At 70.7% G+C, this 19,122-nt stretch carries 13 protein-coding genes and 1 pseudogene; 9 read left to right on the top strand and 5 right to left on the bottom strand.

What is annotated here, in order from left to right; all coding sequences use genetic code 11:
* The first annotated feature begins 98 nt into the window (after window positions 1-98).
* Together AC07FT_RS28955 and AC07FT_RS28950 are read left to right on the top strand one after the other, a co-directional pair.
* Window positions 99-578 carry a diadenosine tetraphosphate hydrolase gene (locus AC07FT_RS28955; RefSeq protein WP_479178882.1) on the top strand — a complete coding sequence of 160 codons (480 nt, stop codon included), beginning with the start codon at window positions 99-101 and terminating at the stop codon, window positions 576-578.
* Between the two features lie 398 nt (window positions 579-976).
* Window positions 977-1,603: a C39 family peptidase gene (locus AC07FT_RS28950; RefSeq protein ID WP_479178881.1), complete on the top strand. Its 627-nt coding sequence runs from the start codon at window positions 977-979 to the stop codon at window positions 1,601-1,603.
* 104 nt (window positions 1,604-1,707) lie between these two features.
* Here AC07FT_RS28950 and AC07FT_RS28945 read toward each other — a convergent pair whose 3' ends face one another.
* Window positions 1,708-4,347, bottom strand: a complete 2,640-nt coding sequence (locus AC07FT_RS28945) for a cation-translocating P-type ATPase (RefSeq protein WP_479178879.1) — start codon at window positions 4,345-4,347, stop codon at window positions 1,708-1,710.
* A gap of 398 nt (window positions 4,348-4,745) precedes the next feature.
* The gene (locus AC07FT_RS28940; protein WP_479178878.1) at window positions 4,746-5,618 is read right to left on the bottom strand and encodes a potassium channel family protein; all 873 of its coding nucleotides are present in this window, start codon (window positions 5,616-5,618) and stop codon (window positions 4,746-4,748) included.
* A gap of 237 nt (window positions 5,619-5,855) precedes the next feature.
* On the opposite strand from AC07FT_RS28940, the gene AC07FT_RS28935 reads away from it, so the two are divergent.
* A complete protein-coding gene (locus AC07FT_RS28935) occupies window positions 5,856-6,734 on the top strand; it encodes a universal stress protein (RefSeq protein WP_479178877.1) in 879 nt (292 codons plus the stop codon).
* Window positions 6,735-7,299: 565 nt separating this feature from the next.
* Here AC07FT_RS28935 and AC07FT_RS28930 read toward each other — a convergent pair.
* The 3 genes and pseudogenes from AC07FT_RS28930 to AC07FT_RS28920 form a co-directional block, all read right to left on the bottom strand.
* A pseudogene (locus tag AC07FT_RS28930) lies at window positions 7,300-9,403 on the bottom strand (MMPL family transporter).
* 1,272 nt (window positions 9,404-10,675) lie between these two features.
* Window positions 10,676-11,149: an Hsp20/alpha crystallin family protein gene (locus AC07FT_RS28925; protein ID WP_479178876.1), complete on the bottom strand. Its 474-nt coding sequence runs from the start codon at window positions 11,147-11,149 to the stop codon at window positions 10,676-10,678.
* Window positions 11,150-11,290: 141 nt separating this feature from the next.
* Window positions 11,291-13,741, bottom strand: coding sequence for a glycoside hydrolase family 65 protein (locus tag AC07FT_RS28920; RefSeq protein WP_479178874.1), 2,451 nt, complete (start codon window positions 13,739-13,741; stop codon window positions 11,291-11,293).
* A 268-nt stretch (window positions 13,742-14,009) separates the two neighbouring features.
* Here AC07FT_RS28920 and AC07FT_RS28915 point away from each other — a divergent pair, with 268 nt between their 5' ends.
* Genes AC07FT_RS28915 through AC07FT_RS28890 form a run of 6 tightly spaced genes read left to right on the top strand, consistent with a single transcriptional unit; the run spans window position 14,010 to window position 19,066 of the window.
* A complete protein-coding gene (locus tag AC07FT_RS28915) occupies window positions 14,010-15,125 on the top strand; it encodes a 4Fe-4S dicluster domain-containing protein (protein ID WP_479178872.1) in 1,116 nt (371 codons plus the stop codon).
* The gene (locus AC07FT_RS28910; protein ID WP_471203936.1) at window positions 15,122-15,577 is read left to right on the top strand and encodes a cyclic nucleotide-binding domain-containing protein; all 456 of its coding nucleotides are present in this window, start codon (window positions 15,122-15,124) and stop codon (window positions 15,575-15,577) included. Before AC07FT_RS28915 ends, AC07FT_RS28910 begins: the two co-directional genes overlap by 4 nt.
* Window positions 15,574-16,386: an FAD/NAD(P)-binding protein gene (locus tag AC07FT_RS28905; protein WP_479178870.1), complete on the top strand. Its 813-nt coding sequence runs from the start codon at window positions 15,574-15,576 to the stop codon at window positions 16,384-16,386. The genes AC07FT_RS28910 and AC07FT_RS28905 overlap by 4 nt, the downstream gene beginning before the upstream one ends.
* Window positions 16,387-17,229 (top strand): NADH-quinone oxidoreductase subunit B family protein, encoded by an 843-nt coding sequence (locus AC07FT_RS28900; protein WP_479178868.1) that lies wholly within the window; start codon window positions 16,387-16,389, stop codon window positions 17,227-17,229.
* Window positions 17,226-18,578, top strand: coding sequence for a Ni/Fe hydrogenase subunit alpha (locus tag AC07FT_RS28895; protein ID WP_479178866.1), 1,353 nt, complete (start codon window positions 17,226-17,228; stop codon window positions 18,576-18,578). The genes AC07FT_RS28900 and AC07FT_RS28895 overlap by 4 nt, the downstream gene beginning before the upstream one ends.
* Window positions 18,575-19,066: a hydrogenase maturation protease gene (locus AC07FT_RS28890; RefSeq protein ID WP_479178864.1), complete on the top strand. Its 492-nt coding sequence runs from the start codon at window positions 18,575-18,577 to the stop codon at window positions 19,064-19,066. Before AC07FT_RS28895 ends, AC07FT_RS28890 begins: the two co-directional genes overlap by 4 nt.
* Window positions 19,067-19,122 lie beyond the last annotated feature (56 nt).

Genomic DNA, 19,122 nt, shown 5'->3' with positions numbered 1-19,122 from the left:
TGTGCCGTTCCACTGGTTTTGAAGGAGGCAGCGGTCCGGTTTGGCGCTCCCGGATGCCTTTCTCGGAGGCGGGTGACGCGGTCAAGTAGGCTCTGGTGATGGCTGATGACTGGCGCTCGGATCGGATCGGAAGCGCCCTACGCGGCGAAAACCCCGCTGTACTGCGGCGTTTGAACGCGGGATTCGCAGCGATCGGCGATGTCCAATTCCTGCCGGGCTACTCGGTGCTCCTGGTGGACGATCCGAAGGTGGAGAGACTGTCGGACTTGCCCAGGGAGAAGCGGCTGGCCTTCCTGTCCGACATGGATCAGCTCGGAGAAGCAGTCGAGAGAGCGTCCCGTCGTATGGATACGGCCTTCCGGCGGGTCAATCTGGAGATCCTGGGTAACACGGACAGCTTCTTGCATGCGCACATATGGCCGCGATTCGACTGGGAGCCGGCCGACTTGGTGGGCCGGCCGGTGTGGCTCCATCCCCGTACCCACTGGACCGACGAGCGGTTCGCCCTCGGCCCGCAGCACGACCCGCTGCGCGAGGCGATCGGGGATGAGCTGGACCGTCTGCGTTCCGTCGACTGACCGCGGGCAGCTCATGAGGGGGACGCTGCCGGCACCCGGGGGAGGGAAGAGATAGGGAGTGCTCGACCTCAACGTCGAAGCCATGTGCGCGAGATGGCGCGTTCGCTGATCGCGTCGGGGTGGCCTCGCCGGTGAGGGGCTTGGCTTGACGCCCCCGGGTCAGGCGTCCGGGTCGCCCCCGGCAACCTTCTGGATCCGCTGGACCTGAAGCTCTGAGAGCTGCTCCAGCGCGGCCTCAACAGTCGGCGGCCCGGCCTTGTGGGCGTCTTCGCGCTTCGCGGGGCGATCGCTCGCTCACTTCAGCAGATCGACGAACGATACCGGCGCAAGATCAACCCTCCCGCGGCGTGGTACGCGCTCCGGGGCGCCCGCATCCCACGGGGGTAGGATCCATGATCATGGGCGATGTGACCTTCAGTGTGCAGTCGGTTCCCTACTACGCCCAGTGGGCTTCCGCCCCACTCGTGGAAGACATCGTGACCGGCAAGTTGAAGGCCAGCGAGGATCCGGCCTGGGCCGAATACGGAGCTTCCACTCCTGAGGAGTACGAGTGGTGGTCCTGGCGGCTGTGCGGGGTCGCTTGCTTGCGTATGGCTCTCGAGCACTTCGGCTATGTCGCCCCTACACCGATGGAGATCGCGGCGGAGTGCGTGGCGGCTGGAGCCTATGTCAAACAGGGCGATGGCCTGCGTGGGCTCATCTACGCTCCGTTCGCCGACTGGGTCGGTGACCGCTTCGGCCTGTTCGCCGAGGCTCGCCCGAACCTGCCTGCCGCGGAGATTCCTGCCGTGCTGGCTCGTGGCCAGTTCGCGATGTTGTCCGTGCACCCATCCATTCGCCACCCCCACACTGAGCCTCCGCACACAGGTGGCCACTTGGTACTCGCGGTCCGCGCCACCGAGGACAACCTGTTGATTCACAATCCGTCCGGATACCCGAACACGTCACAGCAGAATGCCCCGGTACCGTGGGCACGGTTGGACCACTTCTACGCGGGCCGCGGCATCATCCTCGGCGCCGGGTAAGTCGGCTTGCGATGGCTGGCTGTGCCAGCACGGCGACAGCCAAGAGCCCAGCACCTGCTGTCCGACCGCTGCTGCGGTTGAAGCAGCGCGCGGCGGCGGGGGGATCAACTGCGCGGAGCCGGTGGCGAGTTCTCGTGCGGTGGCCGTTCCGGTCTCAGCCGGGTCTGGAGATGCATCACGACATGGCCGAGCCCGGACAGTGCGCCGGCGAGGATCAGGTCGATGGGCGCGAGCGGATCCGTGCCCAGGAGGTCACGCAGGGCGGGCAGATAGACGCCGGCCGCCTGGAGACAGAGTGCGGCAGCGACCGCGACCAGCAGAAAGGGATTGGCCAGGCTGCCCGGCCGAGCCCGGGATCCGAGTGCCACCCCCAGCTGAGTGGCCCCGAGGATCAGGAACATCATGGACTGCCAGGGGCGGCCGGTCTCCCGGGCCCAAACCCCGGCCACGAGGGTCACCGCGGCGACGAAGCACCCCATGAAGAGGATTCTCGGCCACAGACCGGCACCCAGCACGCTTTCCCCGGGAGGCCGCGGAGGGTGCCGCATCGTGTCCGGGGCCACGGGCTCGGCGCCGAGGGCGACGCCGGGCAGGCCGTGGGTGAGCAGGTTGATCCACAGGATTTGCGCGGGCAACAACGGCAGCGGCATCCCCAGGAACGGGCCGAGCAGCATGACGAGGATCTCCGCGGTACCCCCGGCGAGCGCGTACAGGAGGAACCGGCGCACGTTCGCGTAAACACGTCGTCCTTCCTCGACGGCCGCCACGATGGTGGCCGGGTTGTCGTCGGCCAGCACGAGATCGGCTGCCTGGCGGGCCACCTCGGTGCCGCGCCGCCCCATGGCGACGCCGATGTCGGCCCTGTGCAGAGCCGGGCCGTCGTTGACGCCGTCCCCCGTCATCGCCACGACCTGCCCTGCTCCGCGCAGGGCCTGGACGATGTCCAGCTTCTGCTCCGGAGTGGTCCGGGCATAGACCCGGACTCCCGTCAGTTCGCCCGCCGTACGCTCCCCGATCCGCTCCCCGGTGGTGACCTCCTCGTCGCGGGAGGCGATACCGAGTCGCTCGGCGATGGCCTGTGCCGTCAAGGGGTGGTCTCCGGTGATCAGGACCGGGACGATACCGGCCCGCCCGCAGGCGGCCATGGTCTCCCGCGACGCGCTTCTGGGCGGGTCCATGAGGCCGATGAGGCCGAGCAGGCTCAGATCCGATTCCCATGCCCGGGGTGGTTCCGCGGTCTCCTCGTGGTCGGCTGAGGCGACGGCGAGCACGCGGTATCCGTGGCGTGCCAGGACTCGCGCCCGAGCCGATGCCCGGGCCAGCGTTTCCGGGCCGTCGGCCAGGATGCCCGGCCGGAGCAAGGACTCCGGCGCACCTTTGCATGCGACCCGCAGCCCTCCTCCCGGCCGACGGTGCACGGTTGTCATGCGCTTGCGGCCGCTGTCGAAGGGAATCTCCTCCACCCGCGGCAGTTCGCGGTCCAGCGCCGCGCGCTCCAGTCCGAGGCGGGCTCCGGCAGCGAGCAGAGCCGCCTCCGTGGGGTCACCCAGTGCGCGCCATCCCGTCGAGGGGTCCGAGGGGGCCTCCAGCGCCGCGTCGTTGCACAGCATCGCGGTCCGCAGCAGCGAGGCCAGGTCGGGGGCGTCTGCCTCGGTGACGTCCTCGCCATCGCGGATCACCTGGCCCTCGGGCGCGTAGCCCGTCCCCGTGACCGTGGCCTCGCCGCTCGGCGTCCACAACTGCTCGGCGGCCATCTCGCCCTCGGTCAGGGTGCCGGTCTTGTCGGTGGCGATCACGGTCACCGAGCCCAGGGTCTCCACCGCCGGCAGCCGGCGGACGATGGCTCGCCGGTCAGCCATACGCCGGGCCCCCAGCGCGAGGGCGAGCGTCACGACAGCGGGGAGAGACTCCGGAACGGCGGCGACGGCGAGGCTGATCGCGGTCACGATCATCAGCTCGACGGACTGTCCGCGTACCAGGCCGAGTACCAGCACCACGGCGCACAGCACCACGGTGACTGCCGCCAACACTCGGCCGAACCTCGCCAGACGCCGCTGCAGCGGCGTCAGGCCGGGCGCCACACCCATCAGCGAGGCGATCCGGCCCAGTGCGCTCTGGGCTCCGGTGGCGGTGACCGCCACGCGGCCACGGCCGCGGACGACGACGGTTCCCGCCGACACCGTGCCGTGCGGGGCGTCGCCGTCAGGGGCCTTCTCCACCGGAACGGACTCGCCCGTCAGCGAGGACTCGTCCGCCAGCAGCGACGCCGCGGCCAGTACCCGTCCGTCCGCGGGAACGATGTCGCCTTCGGCCACCAGGAGCAGGTCGCCGGGCACCACCTCGGCGGCCGGGACGTACCGTTCCGCACGGTCCCGTACCACCCTGGCGACGGGAGCGCTCATGGCGGACAGCGCCATGACCGCCTGTTCCGCCCGGACCTCTTGCACGACGCCGACCACGGTGTTCACCATGATCACGAGCAGAATGACGGCGGCGTCGGAGAGATCGCCGGTGGCGGTCGTCAACGCGGCGGCCACGAGCAGTACCAGGATCAGCGGGTCGCGCAGCTGCTGAAGTACCCGCCTCCACACGGGGGCGCGGGGCTCCGCCGGGAGTTCGTTGGGTCCGTGCAGCTCCAGCCGCCGCTGGGCCTCCTCCGCGGACAGACCCGTCGGCGCGGGTGGGAAGTTCGGGAGTCGGTGGACGTCCCGTCCGGGCTGCCGGTCCCCTTCTCGTCCGTTCACCCGGGTGGTGGCACCGCGCAGGCGCGCGCGCCGTGAACACCGGGAACCCGCGGAACGGGAGTTCGGCGGGTCTCGGTCCGCTGCCCCACACGTGGTTCCGCCCCCGGGCGGGAGCTGGGGCGCGCGCCGGACCCGTCGGCGTCGCGCGCCCACTGATCGGAGCGTCGACCAGGTGTGTCCCGACTGGTCGCTTCGCTGGAGGCCATCCACCGCTCCCGTCGTGTAGCGAGCTGGCACCCCGGCATGAGGGGTCTGATACTCAGGGTGCCACCGGGGAGACCATCAGCCCGTGAACGACGAACCGCAGAGTCCCCTGGCGCACGCCGTACGGGGTTGTTCGTCCATGAGGTCATCGGGGCTGGCCCTCGGGCGGCCGCCCTGGACACGAGAGCCACAGCTCACGCGGGGCTGCGGCCGTGGTCGGCGGCGTATGCGGCGAAGACTTTCGGCGGGTCCCCACCGGTGTGGAGAAAGCGCTGGTCGAGGATGTCGGCGAGATCCTTCAGCGCCCCGGCGAGCAGGTCGCCAGCCAGGAGGACGTCCGGCCGCCGGGCGGTACGACCACGGTGGGCGAGATCAGCGGCATAGCCGACCGTGGCGGCCAAAGAGGAGTGGTCTTCCCCGTCATGGAAGTAGTAGGCCTCGGCGTACTGGGTGAAGTCGATACGGACGCGCACGATTTCGGAGGCGAGGCTTTCCAGCAGCAAGGCACCTGTAGCGCAGTCGAGCTGACTGGACGTCGGATCCGCGTCGTGCAGCAGTGCCAGCCGGACCGCCAGGGCCCTTCTGCGCGTCAGCGTCGGGAAGATCTCGAGGACCCAGGAGACCGTCGCCGTCAGGAGGACGAAGCCGACCAGGGCCTCCACTGGTGAAACTAAGCGCAACCAGCCGTCCGCGGGGACGACGTCCCCCAGCCCCAGGGTCGCGACCATGACGAGAGACAAGTACACCGAGTCGAGCAGCGCCGGCTGCTCCGCCGCCCCGGAGCCAGGCGTGAAGGCGAAGGCCCCCGGCATGTGGGGCCAGTAGAGGACGGCCCAGCCCACGATGATGGTGACCGCCCACATTCCGACCACCGTCACCATGGCCAGCGGCCCGACCAGACCGACCACACGCCTGCGTCCCCGCACCCGCCGGGCCAGTTTCCACAGCGCCGACATGACGAGTCGGCTCAGGCCACCGTGGCGTGTGGGATGCCAGAGCGTATGGAAGAGATCTCGCAGGGCCGCCATGACGAGTGCCACACCCACCAGCGAGACCAACCAAGCCATGCACGTCTCCCGAGGCCCTGTTCCGTGAAGCGGCGCAGGTGCCCGCCCCCGCTCTCCGAACCGGCTGCGCGCTCGGAGCCTAGGCCGAATCCGACCCCAGTGGAGCGACAAATCGCCGTAGGCGCAGCGATCACCCGTGAGTTCTCCAGCCCACCGGCGGGACCGGACCCCGTGGCGGTTACTCCCTTTTCGGGGTACGTGTTGTAAGAGGTTTCCCACGAGATGGGGGGCACTGCCATGGAACAGGTCGTCACCGTGGGGCTCGACGGTTCAGCCGAGAGCCTCGCCGCCGCGCAGTGGGGCGCCGACGAGGCGGAGAGGCGTCGAGCCCGGCTACGGCTGCTGCACGCGTGGACCCCGGTGTCCCCGCAGACCGCTGACAGTCCCGGGACGGAGGTCCGCAATCAGTGGGCGCGGCAGATGGTGCACGACACGGCGGCTGAACTGAAGCGCGACCGCCCGGGCCTTCGCGTCGAGGAGGAGCTGGTCGCGGAGGAGACCGAGAGGGCCCTGCTCGACGCGGCGGAGGCGTCCGGGATGCTGGTACTCGGCTCACGGGGGCTGGAGCGGATGGCGAGCTTTTTCTTCGGCGACATCAGCCTTCACGTCGTCGCCCGCGCCGAGCGTCCCGTGGTCCTGGTGCGCGCGGACGGGCGAGACGGGTGGGAGCCCGAGCTCGGCGCCGATGAACGGCCCGTGGTGGTGGGGCTGAGCCTGCACGACCCCCAGGACGAACCCCTCGAGTTCGCCTTCGAGGCCGCTGCCGCCCGCGGTGCGCCGCTGCGGGTCGTCCACGGCCGGACCCTGCCCCTCAGGGCGTCCGGCCGGCTGGGTGTGGACCCGGCGGTCTCCCAGGACTTCGCCGACAGGGCGCAGAGGGAACTGGAAGAGGCCCTGGGCCCGTGGCGCCGGAGATTTCCCCAGACGCTCGTCGTGGACGACGTGCGGCTCGTCTACAGTCCGGCCCAGGCCGTGATCGCGGCGACCGGCGACAGCGGTCTGCTGGTGATCGGGAGGCGCAAGCACCGGCCACCCCTGGCTCCCCGCATCGGCCCCGTCGCGCAGGCGGCCGTGCACCACGTGGCCTGCCCGGTCGCCGTGGTTCCGCACGAATGAACCGGGACCGCGTCGCGCCGAGGGCTGGAGTCGGCCGCGGACAGGATGAACATCACGGTGGAAGGGCCGGGGGCACAACGCCCCGGTCTCCGTTGGGCAGGCGGACTGGTACAGGGCGGAGGCCATCACACGCCCCATCACCGTAGGTCTGGACGGATCGCCCGCGAGTCTGGCAGCCGCTGATCGGGGGTGCGGGAGGCACCGTGGCGCAATGCCCGTTGCGTTTGACGTACGCCTGGGCGCTGCCGCCGCAGGAGGCTCGTGGCGCGCGGGCGCCCGAGGTCCGCGAGGAGCGGGCCCGTTCGCCGGCTACGCCTGCTCACCAGCGTGATCGCGCTGCATGCCTTCAACGGCGCGGCCGCCGTGACCCACTGCGGATCGCCGAGCTGGTGGCGAGGATCGGCCCGGAGGCGGGCGGCAGCACAGTACCCGGTGAGGAGGGCCCCGGCGACCGGCCGAACGGCGGGCGCGGTCGGCCGTCGTGAGGGCGCGTCGCCATCTGCGCCCGGGGCCATGGCTTCGCGCTCCCGGGCGGCTGCTCGCCGCCTCGGGAGCGCGCACGTGCTCAAGCCGCCGAGGTCCTCTTCCGGTCTTCGGTGCGCAGACGGCTCGGCCACCAGGCCGGGCTGCCGATGTCCAGGGTCAGGGCGGGCACCAGGAGGGATCGGACGACGAGGGTGTCCAGCAGGACGCCGAAGGCCACGATGAAGGCGATCTGGGCGAGGAAGGCGAGGGGGATCACGATCAGGGCCGCGAACGTGGCGGCGAGGACGAGGCCGGCCGAGGTGATCACACCCCCGGTGGCGACCAGGCCGCGCAGGACTCCGTCCCGGGTTCCATGGCGCAGTGTTTCCTCCCGGACCCGGGACAACAGGAAGATGTTGTAGTCGACGCCCAGTGCCACCAGGAAGACGAAACCGTAGAGGGGCACCGACGCATCCGTGCCCGAGAAACCGAAGAGGTGCTGGAACACCAGGGCCGACACTCCCAGCGTCGCCAGGTAGTTCAGCGCCACCGTGGCCACCAGCAGTACCGGCAACAGCAGGGACCGGAGGAGTCCGGCGAGGATCGCGAGGATGATCAGCAGGACGACGGGGACGATGATGAGACGATCGTGCGCGGCGGTGGTCTGGGTGTCGAACTGCTGTGCCGTATAGCCGCCCACGACGGCGCGGGAGCCCGGTACGACGTGGACCGCGTCACGAAGGCGCTCCACCGTCCGTTTGGCCGCCGCGCTGTCGGGAGCGGCGGTGATGGTGGCGTCGATGCGTACGCGCCCCTCGACCACGAGCGGTTCACCGCCCGGTCGTCCGCTGCGTGAGACGGCCGCCGCACCGTCGACACCGGGGGTGTCGACTGCCGCGGCCACGACCTTCTTGGCGGCCGCCGCGTCGGTGATGACCACCGCCGGCTGGCCCGACCCTCCGGGGAAGTGCCGTCCCAGGGTCTGCTGGGCGGAGACCGAGGGCACGTCATTGATGAAGATCTCGTCGAGGGGGACGCCCCGCGCGCTCAGGAGCGGAGAGAAGGCCGCACAGGTGATCAACAGGAGCAGTGTGGTGGCCCAGACCCGGCGTGGTCGTGCGTCGATCCGGGCGGCGACGCGCCGCCAGACGCCCTGGCCCCCCGTGCTCCGGTCAGCGGGCTGCGGCGTGGCCGGCCAATAGGCCACGCGGCCGAGCAGAACCAGGACCGCCGGGAGGAACGTCAGCGTGCTCAGCACGGCGCACAGGATGCCGATCGCCCCGACGGGGCCGAGGGCCCGGTTGTTCGTCAGATCGCTCAACAGCAGGGCCAGTAGGCCCAGGGCCACGGTGGCCGCACTGGCGAGGATGGCGCCCACCGAACGGCGCACGGCCGCCCGTGCGGCCGCGAACCTTTCTCGTCCCGAGGTGAGTTCCTCGCGGAAGCGGGCGGTCAGCAGCAGTGCGTAGTCGGTGGCGGCGCCGATCACCAGGATGGACAGAATGCCCTGGACCTGGCCGTCGACCCGTACCGCGCCGACGTCGGCCAGGGTGTAGACGAGGAAGCAGGACAGGCCGAGGGCGAACACCGCGGTGATGATGATCAAAAGCGGCAGCAGGACGCTGCGGTAGACCAGCAGCAGGATGAGCAGCACCACCCCCAGGGCCCGCTCCGAGCAGGATGCCGTCGATCCCCGAGAAGGCGTCTCCGAGGTCCGCCTGGCTGGCCCCCGGCCCCGCGATCTGGGCCCGGGCGCCTCCTACCCGGTCCACCGCGGACCGCACCCGCTCCATGGCGTCCGGCAGCCGTTCGCCGAGGTCGGATCTGAGCGGTACCACCGCGCGCATCGCCTTCCGGTCCTTCGACACCTGTGCCGGGGACGCGGGGCCGGCGACGAACGGGGCGTCCTCGAGCGAGGCCGTCGCCCGGTTCGCCGAGGCGCGCTGGTCAGCGGAGACCCGGCCGTCATCGGCGGTCCACACCACGATCGCCGGCAGTGACTCCGCTTGGCCGAAAGCCTTCTGCTCGTCCAGTGCCCGGGTGGACTCGGCACTGTGTGGCAGGAACGCGGCCTGATCGTTGGTGGAGACTTCGCTGAGCTTCCCCGCGTACGGCCCCAGAACGCCGCCGATGCCCAACCACACCAGCACGGCCAGCAGTGGAACGAGCCACCGGGTGAAGCGGGTTGCGGTGATGTCCTTCATGGGCTCCCCGATGTCGTCGACCGGTCGCGGTGGTATTGCTTCGCGGTGGTAGCTACCCCGGCGGTCAGGTAACTCGATCGTCGAGAATTAAACTTTCTTGGCACGTAAGGCGCGTCAGCCGGTACCTCATCGGACACGTCACGCCCGAGGGTCTCGCACGGTCAGGCGCACCTGGGACTCCGGACGGGGAGTCACCGAAGCGCGGCCTTCGGCCAACGGGCCCCTTTCGAGCAGGCACAGGACGGTGGAGGCCCGCACAGGCCCGCCGTGAACACGGAAGAGTCCACCAACTCCGTCCAAGCGCTTCGCTCAGGGCCGCCCGGTCGAGGAACACGGAGGCGGGAGTGGTCCGTGAGCGATGCCGTGCCCGGAGACGGGGTCAGCCCTCCGGGGACGGCTCGACGCGGGCCCGGGTGCGTGACACCCGGCCCGGCTGACACCGGCACGTCGGCCCGGAGAGCCGACAGGGGCAGCAGCCCGCGGTGGTCCGGGGCGACCGCCAACCACAGCAGCCAGCCCCCATCAGGATGGCGGCGCACCCGTCGGCGAGGGCCACGGCGTTCCCCTGCCGCGTGTGGACAGCCAGGTGAGGGCCCCGGTCCGCCACGGGGCGGGGGGACGCCGCGACGTGGACGCGGGTCACGCCATACGCGGGGCTCCACACACCACGGTCGCCGCCAGGGAGGTGATGGGGGCAGGGCGATGCACGGAGATGCGGTCCGGCCCGCGCCGGATACCCGACCCGCTGTCGCGGATGACGGCACACGGCTCCTGTGCGGCTGCCCGTTGTCCCGAGCGTGGGACGCCTGGGACGCCGATCCGCCCGATCCGCACCCCAGGACGTGCCCGCACCGCTCGGCAGTCGTCGCCGGTCTCCGGTCGCTGGGCGACGTGGTGCGCAGGGCCAGGATCGGGACCGCGTGCCGGATCCGGCCGCCGGAACCCTCTCCGCGCGGATCATGGACGCGGTCCGTCTCGATGCCGTCGCGCGGGCGGCGGACGACCTTCACCGGTGCGCCGCGCTCGTGCCGGCACGTGCTCCCGGTGATGGACATCGAGCTGGGCCCGGACGCCGAGAGCGTCGACCTCCGCATCAGCGACATCCTCGCCGGCTCCGGACGCTCCGCGAGGGCGTACCCCCGTCACCGGTCGGCTCCGGGTCGGCGTCATCATCACCGGTCTCACCTGACCGCGTCGCTCTGGGCGCACCGTATCCACGCCGGTCCGGGGGAGCGGAGCGAGGTGGTGATCCGTGGGCCGGGCCGCCCCGGTTCACGTGATCTCGATATGGCGGGGCTTGGCCTTCTGCGCCTTGGGAACGGTCACGGTCAGTACCCCTTCGGTGAGCGTCGCGGTGATGTCCTCGGCTCTGACGTCCGCCGGCAGCATCGCGTGGTACTCGAAGCTGCCGGTACGCCGGGTGCTGCGGCGCAGCGCGCCTTCCCGCTCGCGTTCCTTGTACTCTCCGGTGATGCTCAGTTGCCGGTGAGTGACCTCGAGGTCGATGTTCTCGCGTTTGACTCCGGGGAGCTCGGCCTCGACGACGTAGGCGTCGTCCGTCTCGCGCAGGTCGGCCATGGGGGCCCAGGTACCGACGGTGGGCGTGACACCCCCCGCGGCCTCCAGGAACTGATTCATCCTGTCGAAGAGGTCATCGAACTCAGCGGCGACGGGCCGGTCCCAGCCCAGCCCGGGGAACGGCCGCTCGGACAACCGGCCGCGCCGGTGGTGTGCGGGCAGCGTCATGGCACTTCACCTCCGCAGATACACGGCATTGGAGTCAATTCCATGCTGCTCGTACCCGAGGCCGTCCGCGAATCGGTCCGTCGGCCCGGTGGCCCCTGCACCAGAGTGATACGTCCTGCGACGGGAGAGGGCTGGGAGGAGTCAGGGAGCCCAGCCGCGCCGACTGAGCGGACGCCCCCCTCCGAGCGGCAGTCGGCAGGTCTCACCCGGGGCCACCGAGATGGTGTGGTCGCCCATCGCCACGTCGATCGGCTCACGGTCGGAGGCGGGCACGGTGATCCGCACATCGTCCGTCGTGAGGCGCACTCGTACTCCCCAGTGGCCGCGGAAGCGGATCGACAGCTCGTAACGGGAGAGCCCGGGCAGGGGCGCGGGGTCCAGCCGAAGGGCTCCACCGCGGGGTTCCAGGCCCGTCAGGCCCCGCTGGACGAGATCGAGGGTGCCGGCCATCGCGCCGAGGTGGATTCCTTCGCCCGTGGTGCCGCCCTGGAGATCGGCGATGTCGCCGGCCAGCGCCTCGTGGCAGTATCGCCAGGCCTCCGACCGCCGGACACGGGGCAGTACCCAGGCGTGGACGAGGCTGCTGAGGGTGGATCCGTGACTGGTGCGGCCCAGGTAGTAGTCGACGGTGCGCTGCCAGGTGGTGTCGTCCAGCGCGTAGCCGAGCCGCCGGAACAGCCGGTGGAGTTCCTGGGGCGAGAAGAGGTAGCCCAGCATCAGCACGTCGGCCTGCTTGGACGCCTGGTAGCGGTTGACCGTGTCCCCTTCCGCCTCCAGGATGCGGTCCAGCCGCCTGATGTCGCCGTACGCGCCGCGGTAGTGGTCCCAGTCGAGCTCGGCGAGTTCACCGTATCCCGCGAACTGGCTGATGAGTCCGCGGTGCCAGGGCACCAGAAGTCTCCGGGAGATGTCCTCCCAGACACCGAGTTCCTCCGTGGCCAGCTCGGTGCGCTCGAACAGGTCCCGGCGACGCGGCTCGGGGAGGGAGCACAGCAGGTCCAGGGCGCGGGCGAGCACCCACGCGGCGGTGACGTTGGTGTAGGCGTTGTCGTCGATTCCGGGACGGGCGGCCCCGGGATAGGCGTCGTGGTATTCGTCCGGCCCCACCACGCCGAGGATGCGATAGCGCTGGTGCGCCTCGTCCCAGGTGGCCGCGTCGGCCCAGAACCGGGCGATCTGCAGCAGTATCTCGGCGCCCTTGGTGTGCATGAACTCTGCGTCGCCGGTCGCCTCGCCGTACTGCCACACGTTGTAGGCGATCGCCGATCCGACGTGATGCTGGAGGCGGGAGTGGTCCGGGAGCCAGCGCTCGGACCGTGGGTTGAGGTGCAGCCGCTGTGCCTCCTCACGGCCGTCGCTGCCGCTCTGCCACGGATACATGGCGCCCGCCCGTCCGGCGTCCAGTGCCGCGAAGCGCGCTTGCTCCAGCCTGCGGTGGCGGTAGTTCAGCAGGGCCCGGGAGACCTCGGGGAAGTGGAGGTTCAGGAAGGGCAGTACGAACAGCTCGTCCCAGAACACATGGCCCCGGTACGCCTCACCGTGCAGCCCGCGGGCCGGTACCCCGACGTCCAGGTCGGCCGTATGCGGGGAGAGCGTCTGCACGAGATGGAACAGGTGCAGCCGCAGGATCCGTCCCGATTCGCCGGGCACCTCCAGGTCACACGCCCGCCACAGCTGCTCCCAGGCCGCGCGGTGGGAGCGGACCAGCTCCGCGAAAACCGGTGCGCGGCCCACGCGGTCGATGGCGGCGTGCAGGGGGTCACTGATCGCAGGGTCACGGGAGGTGTGCAGGGCAACACATTTGTCGACGGTCACGGTCCGTCCGCGTTCCAGACGCGGCCGCAGCAGGGAGAGGACGCGCCCGGGCCGATGGGCGGTGACCGTGTCCCCGCCACTGTCCAGAGTCGTTCGGGCGGCCATGCCGACACGGATGTCGGAGGTGCTCGTGCGGCAGCGCAGCCAGACGGTGTCGTCCCCGGGTGCCTCGCCCGTGTGCACATGGGTGAGGTGCTGATGGGCCAGCTGCTGGTACCTGGCGACCCCCGTGTTGGCGACGGTGCCGTCCAGCGCGGACTCCACCTCGAGCTGCCCGGACCAGTCCTCCGCCGTGAGCTCCGTGCGCAGCGCGGCGAGATGCGGGTCACCCATGTGGACCAGACGCAGCTGTCGCACGCTCAGGTGGCGCCCCCCATCGTCGACGAACCGCGTGGTGCGTTCCAGGAGGCCCGCGCGCAGGTCGAGCTTCAGACGGTGCTCGAGCGGCGGGTGCGTGTCGGGGGTGAGCCACGGCGAGGCCGGGTCGCACGCCCCGAACCGGAAGCGCAAGGACAGCCAGTTGGGCAGGTTGACCAGGTCCTCGTTCTCCACCCGCTGGCCCGCCACCTCGGATTCCAGCCGGTTGTAACAGCCGGCGGCGTAGGTTCCGGGGCTGTGAACGGCGTCCGCGGCGCACTCGGGAAGAGCGCCCCGGGTGGCGAAGTAGCCGTTGCCCAGAACACACAGGGATTCCCGCAATCGTTCCTGGGCGGGGTCGTAACCTTCGTAGCTCCAGGCCCAACCGGGCGATGAGTCGGCAGGGACGGGCGGCGTCACCGTGACCACCGCCCTTCCCGGCGTGCTGGCGTGCTGCCTCCACTTCGCATGGTGTCAGTTGTTCGCGTGCTGAGGGGCGTGCGGGAGCTCGGCGTGGCGCGGTGCCCCTGCGCACGTACAGGACCGTTCGGGCTGATCACAGCCGTGTCGAGAGGCGCAATATCCGCGCCGACGGTGAGAACGTGCGGGAATGGGGCCAGAGCCCGCTGACGACCCGAGGTGAGCTGTGACCGGTACGTCGACGCCTCCCGACACCGGGGGAGCCGTTATGGGGACGGACGGATTGGCCGTCCTGATCGATGTTCTGCGGGCACGCGGTTTCACGGTGATCGGCCCCACGGTGCGGGACGGTGCCATCGTGCTCCAGGAATTGGAGTCGGCCGCCCAGCTGCCCTACGGCTGGGGCGTGGAGCTCGAAGCCGGACGGTACCGGCTGCTGCCGAGGCCGGATGGCGCGGCGTTCGCCAACGCGGCCGGCCCGCAGTCGTGGAAGACGTTTCTGCATCCCGCCCGGGTGCGTCAGTGGAAGGCCGAACGGGTGGGAGGGGAACTGGTCGTCGAGGCGGACGACACCGTGCCGCCCCGCTACGCCTTCATCGGTGTCCGCTCCTGCGATCTGCGGGCCATCTCCGTCCAGGACCGTGTACTCACCGGCGGGGCGCACGCGGATCCGGTCTACCGGAGAAGGAGATCCGGGGCGTTCCTGGTGGCGGTCGAGTGCACCGAGCCCGGAGGAACCTGCTTCTGCGTGTCGATGGGTACGGGGCCGGCGGCGGGCCCCGGATACGACCTGGTCCTGACCGAGCTGACCGGCGAGGAGGGCCATCGGTTCTGGATTCGCGACGGCAGCCCGGAAGGTGCCGAGATCCTCGCCGAGCTTCCGGCCGAACCGGCTTCCGAGGCCGTCGGCGACGCCGCGACGCGGGCCGTCGCCTCCGCCGCAGACCGGATGGGCCGCACGATGCCGGAGACGGACCTGCACCGGCTGATGGCGGAGACGCTGGACGCGCCCCGCTGGGACGACGTCGCCTCCCGATGTCTGACCTGCGGCAACTGCACCATGGTGTGCCCCACCTGCTTCTGCACCACCACCGAGGACGTCACCGATCTCACGGGTGACCACGCCGAACGCTGGCGGGTCTGGGACAACTGCTTCGACCTGGACTTCTCGTACTTGCCCGGCGGCCCCGTCCGCGCCTCCTCACACAGCCGTTACCGCCAGTGGCTGACGCACAAACTGGGCACTTGGCACGACCAGTTCGGGTCATCGGGGTGCGTCGGCTGCGGGCGATGCATCGTGTGGTGTCCCGTCGCCATCGACATCACCGAGGAGGCAGCCGCTCTGCACGACTGGACCCGGCGAGCGGAAGGCGAGGCGCGATGAGCACGTGGCCACCGCTGCTCGAATCGCTGCCACCCGTGCAGCGGGACCGGTTGTTCACCCTCGCGGAGGAGCGGGACTTCCGGGCCGGCACCAGACTCTTCGACGAGGGCGAGAACGCTGACCGCTTCTGGCTGATCCGCTCCGGTGAGGTCGCGCTGGACGTCTACGTCCCCGGTCGGCGGGTTCAAGTGGTGGAGACGCTCGGCCCTCGGCAGCAGCTCGGGTGGTCCTGGATCTTCCCGCCCTACCGCTGGCATCTCGGCGCTCGCGCCCTGACGGCCGTGCGGGTCTGGGAGTTCCCCGCCGCCGAGGTGCGCGAGCTGTGCGGTGCCGACCCCGAGCTCGGATACCACCTGATGCTGCGTTGTGTGGCGGTGGTCGCCGAGCGGCTCCAGGCCACCCGGCTGCGACTGCTCGACCTGTACACCCCGCACGGGAGCGCGCCCCCGTGACCACCGTGCCCCTGCCGTACCGGGTGATGTCCGTCGCAGCCGAGAACGCCGACTGTGTGTCCCTCCAGGTGACGCCCGCCGGGCGGGCCCTGCCGGAGTTCTCGCCCGGCCGGTTCGCCATGTTGTACGCCTTCGGAGTCGGGGAGGTGCCGATCTCGGTGAGCGCGATCCGTGCCGGTCATCGGCTGGTGCACACGGTGCGTGCGGTCGGCGCGGTCACCGCCGCTCTGTGCCGGCTCAGAGCCGGGGACACCGTGGGTCTCCGGGGGCCCTTCGGTACCGGCTGGGACCTCGACGGCCCGGCGGGGTCGGAGGTCCTGGTGGTCGCCGGCGGTATCGGCATCGCGCCGTTGCGTCCCGTGGTGCGCCATGTGCTCCGTCACCCGTGGCGCTACGGTCGCCTCCGTGTGCTGATCGGGGCCCGCTCACCGGAGGACCTGCTGTACCGGGAGGAACTGGACCACTGGCGGCGTGCCGGGGCGTGGGTGGAGGTGACCGTGGACCGTCCGGGCCCGGCGTGGCGGGGCAGCGTGGGCGTGGTCACCACCTTGCTGGACCGGGTCGACGCACCCCTCGAACGAACTTCCGCACTGATCTGCGGTCCCGAGGTGATGATCCGGCACACCGCCCGTGCGCTGCTCGAACGGGGAGTGCCGGCGCAGGGGCTCCAGGTGTCCCTGGAGCGGAACATGCGGTGCGGCACCGGTCACTGTGGTCACTGTCAGCTCGGTCCACTGCTGCTCTGCCGGGACGGACCCGTGGTCGGCTACGACCGTGCCCGGCCCCTGCTCGCCGTGAGGGAGCTGTGAATGGACGCCGACGCCCGCCCCTCCCTCGCCGTGTGGAAATTCGCCTCGTGCGACGGCTGCCAGCTGACCCTGCTGGACTGCGAGGACGAACTGCTCCCGCTCGCCGGCCGGGTGCGCATCGCCCACTTCCTGGAGATGTCCGGCGCGGAGGACGCGAGGGAACGGGCCACGCTCGCGGGGACCGGACCCTACGACCTGTCCCTGGTGGAGGGCTCCGTCACGACCGCCGAGGACATCCAGCGCATCCACCACATCCGGAGGATCTCACGACGGCTGGTCACCATCGGAGCCTGCGCCACAGCGGGCGGCGTCCAGGCGCTGCGCAACTTCGCGGACGTCGACGAGTTCCGCGCCGCGGTCTACGCGAGCCCCGAGTACATCGCGACCCTGGACACCTCCACCCCCATCTCGGCACACGTGCCGGTGGACTTCGAGTTGCGTGGCTGCCCGATCGACCGGGGCCAGCTGCTGGAGGTGATCACGGCCTTCCTCGCCGGACGGAAGCCGAACATCCCCGGTCACAGCGTCTGCTTCGAGTGCAAGCGGCGCGGCACCACCTGCATCACGGTGGCCCACGGCGTCCCGTGTCTGGGCCCGGTCACCCATGCCGGGTGCGGCGCCCTCTGCCCCGCCTACGGCCGCGGATGCTATGGCTGCTTCGGGCCGGTCGCCGCGCCCAATCTGGAGGCCATGGTGCGTCAGCTGCGGCATGACGGCATGACCGATCGGGACGTCCTGCGGGTGTTCCGCACCTTCAACGCGGCCTCACCCGAATACGGTCCGGTACCCGGCATCCTTGCCGAGGAGACCGACGAACCACGGACGGAGGAAGGGCCAGGATGAGCCACCGCGGCTCGCGCGTCCTGCGACTGGACGCACTCGCCCGGGTGGAGGGGGAGGCCGCCCTCCACCTGGTCCTGCACGACGGCACGGTCGAAGAAGCACGGCTACGGATCTATGAGCCACCGCGCTTCTTCGAAGCGTTCCTCATCGGCCGTGGCCACCGGGAGCCACCCGACATCACCGCCCGGATCTGCGGAATCTGCCCGGTCGCCTATCAGATGACTTCCTGCCAGGCCATTGAGCGCGCGTGTGGCGTGACGGTCGGGGGCCCGCTCGCGGAACTGCGGCGCCTGCTCTACTTCGGCGAGTGGATCGAGAGCCAGTCCCTGCACATCCACCTGCTGCACGCTCCCGACTTCCTCGGACATCCCAGCGCCGTCGAACTCGCCCGCGACCAGAGGGCGGCCGTGGAGCGCGGTCTGCGGATCAAGCAAGCGGGCAACGCCATCATGGAACAGCTCGGCGGCCGAGCCATCCACCCCATCAACGTCCGTCTCGGCGGCTTCTATCGTGTCCCGGCTCCGGAGGAACTCGTACCGCTGGGAGAGCGGCTGCGCCGGGCCCGTGACGACGCGCTGGAGACCGTCCGCTGGGTGGCCGGCTTCGACTTTCCCGAGACCGTGTACGACGGCCCCCTGTTGGCGCTACAGGACCCCGGCCGCTACGCCATCGACTCCGGGACCCCTGCGGTCATGGCCGCGGGGACGGGACCGGGCGCCACCTCCGTGCGGACCTTCCCGGTGGAGGAGTTCGACCAGCACGTGGTGGAACGTCAAGTCCCCCACTCGACCGCCCTGGTGTCCGAATTGGACGGCCGCCACTATCTGACCGGTTCCCTGGCCCGTTACGCGGTCAGCGGACGGTGGCTCCACCCTTCGGCTCTCGACGCCGCGCGGAGCGCCGGCCTCGGCGAACCATCCGCGGGAGCGGTGTGCCGCAACCCCTTCCGCAGCATCGTCGTCCGGGCCGTCGAGGTCGTTCACGCCGTGGCCGAGGCCCTGCGGATCGTCGAAGCCTATGAGCCGCCTGACCGGCCACATATCGCGGTGCCACCGCGCCGGGCGACCGGCTGTGCGGCCACCGAGGCGCCGCGGGGGCTGCTCTACCACCGTTACGCCCTGGACGCCGAGGGAAACCTGACGTCGGCCCGTATCGTCCCACCCACCGCGCAGAACCAGGCCGCGATCGAGGACGACCTCCGCCGCCAGTTGCAGTCCCGGCTGGACGTGCCCGGCGAGCCGGCCGGGCAAGAAGAGCTGACCGACTTGTGTGAACGGGCCGTGCGCAACCACGACCCGTGCATCTCCTGCTCGGCGCACTTCCTCGACCTCACCGTGGAGCGCGGATGACGGGCCGGGTGGTGGTCATCGGCGTGGGCAATCCGTTCCGCCGGGACGACGGAGCGGGTCCAGCCGTCATCGAAGCACTGCGTGGCACCCTGCCGACGAACACATTGCTGACCGACAGCGACGGAGAGCCCGGGAGGATGCTCGGTCTCTGGCGTCGCCAGGACGCCGTCGTCGTGGTGGAGACGGTACACGCGCACCCTGGACGACCGGGAAGACTGCACACACTGACGGCGGAGCGGGCCGCACGGTTGGCGACCGGATCCGCCAGTACCCACGCCCTTGGCCTCGGCGAGACGTTCGCCCTGGCCGCGGCGCTCGACCGCATGCCCAGGGAGCTCACCGTTCGCGCGGTGGAGGGAGCCGATTTCGGTCTCGGGCACGGGCTGACCACATCCGTAGCCGAAGCGCTCCCCGCGTTGATCCAGCATGTCGTCGCGGCCATTGACGAGGCCCACGACCGGCTCCGCCTCGCCCGAGGACGTGGCTGAAGTGCGGCCGCGCCCCGCTTGGGCCGTTCGGGGCGCGGGGGTGGCACGGCCCGGGC

This window comes from Streptomyces sp. NPDC045899 (genome assembly GCF_056431485.1).
This window is presented reverse-complemented; position numbering and strand designations above follow the sequence as displayed.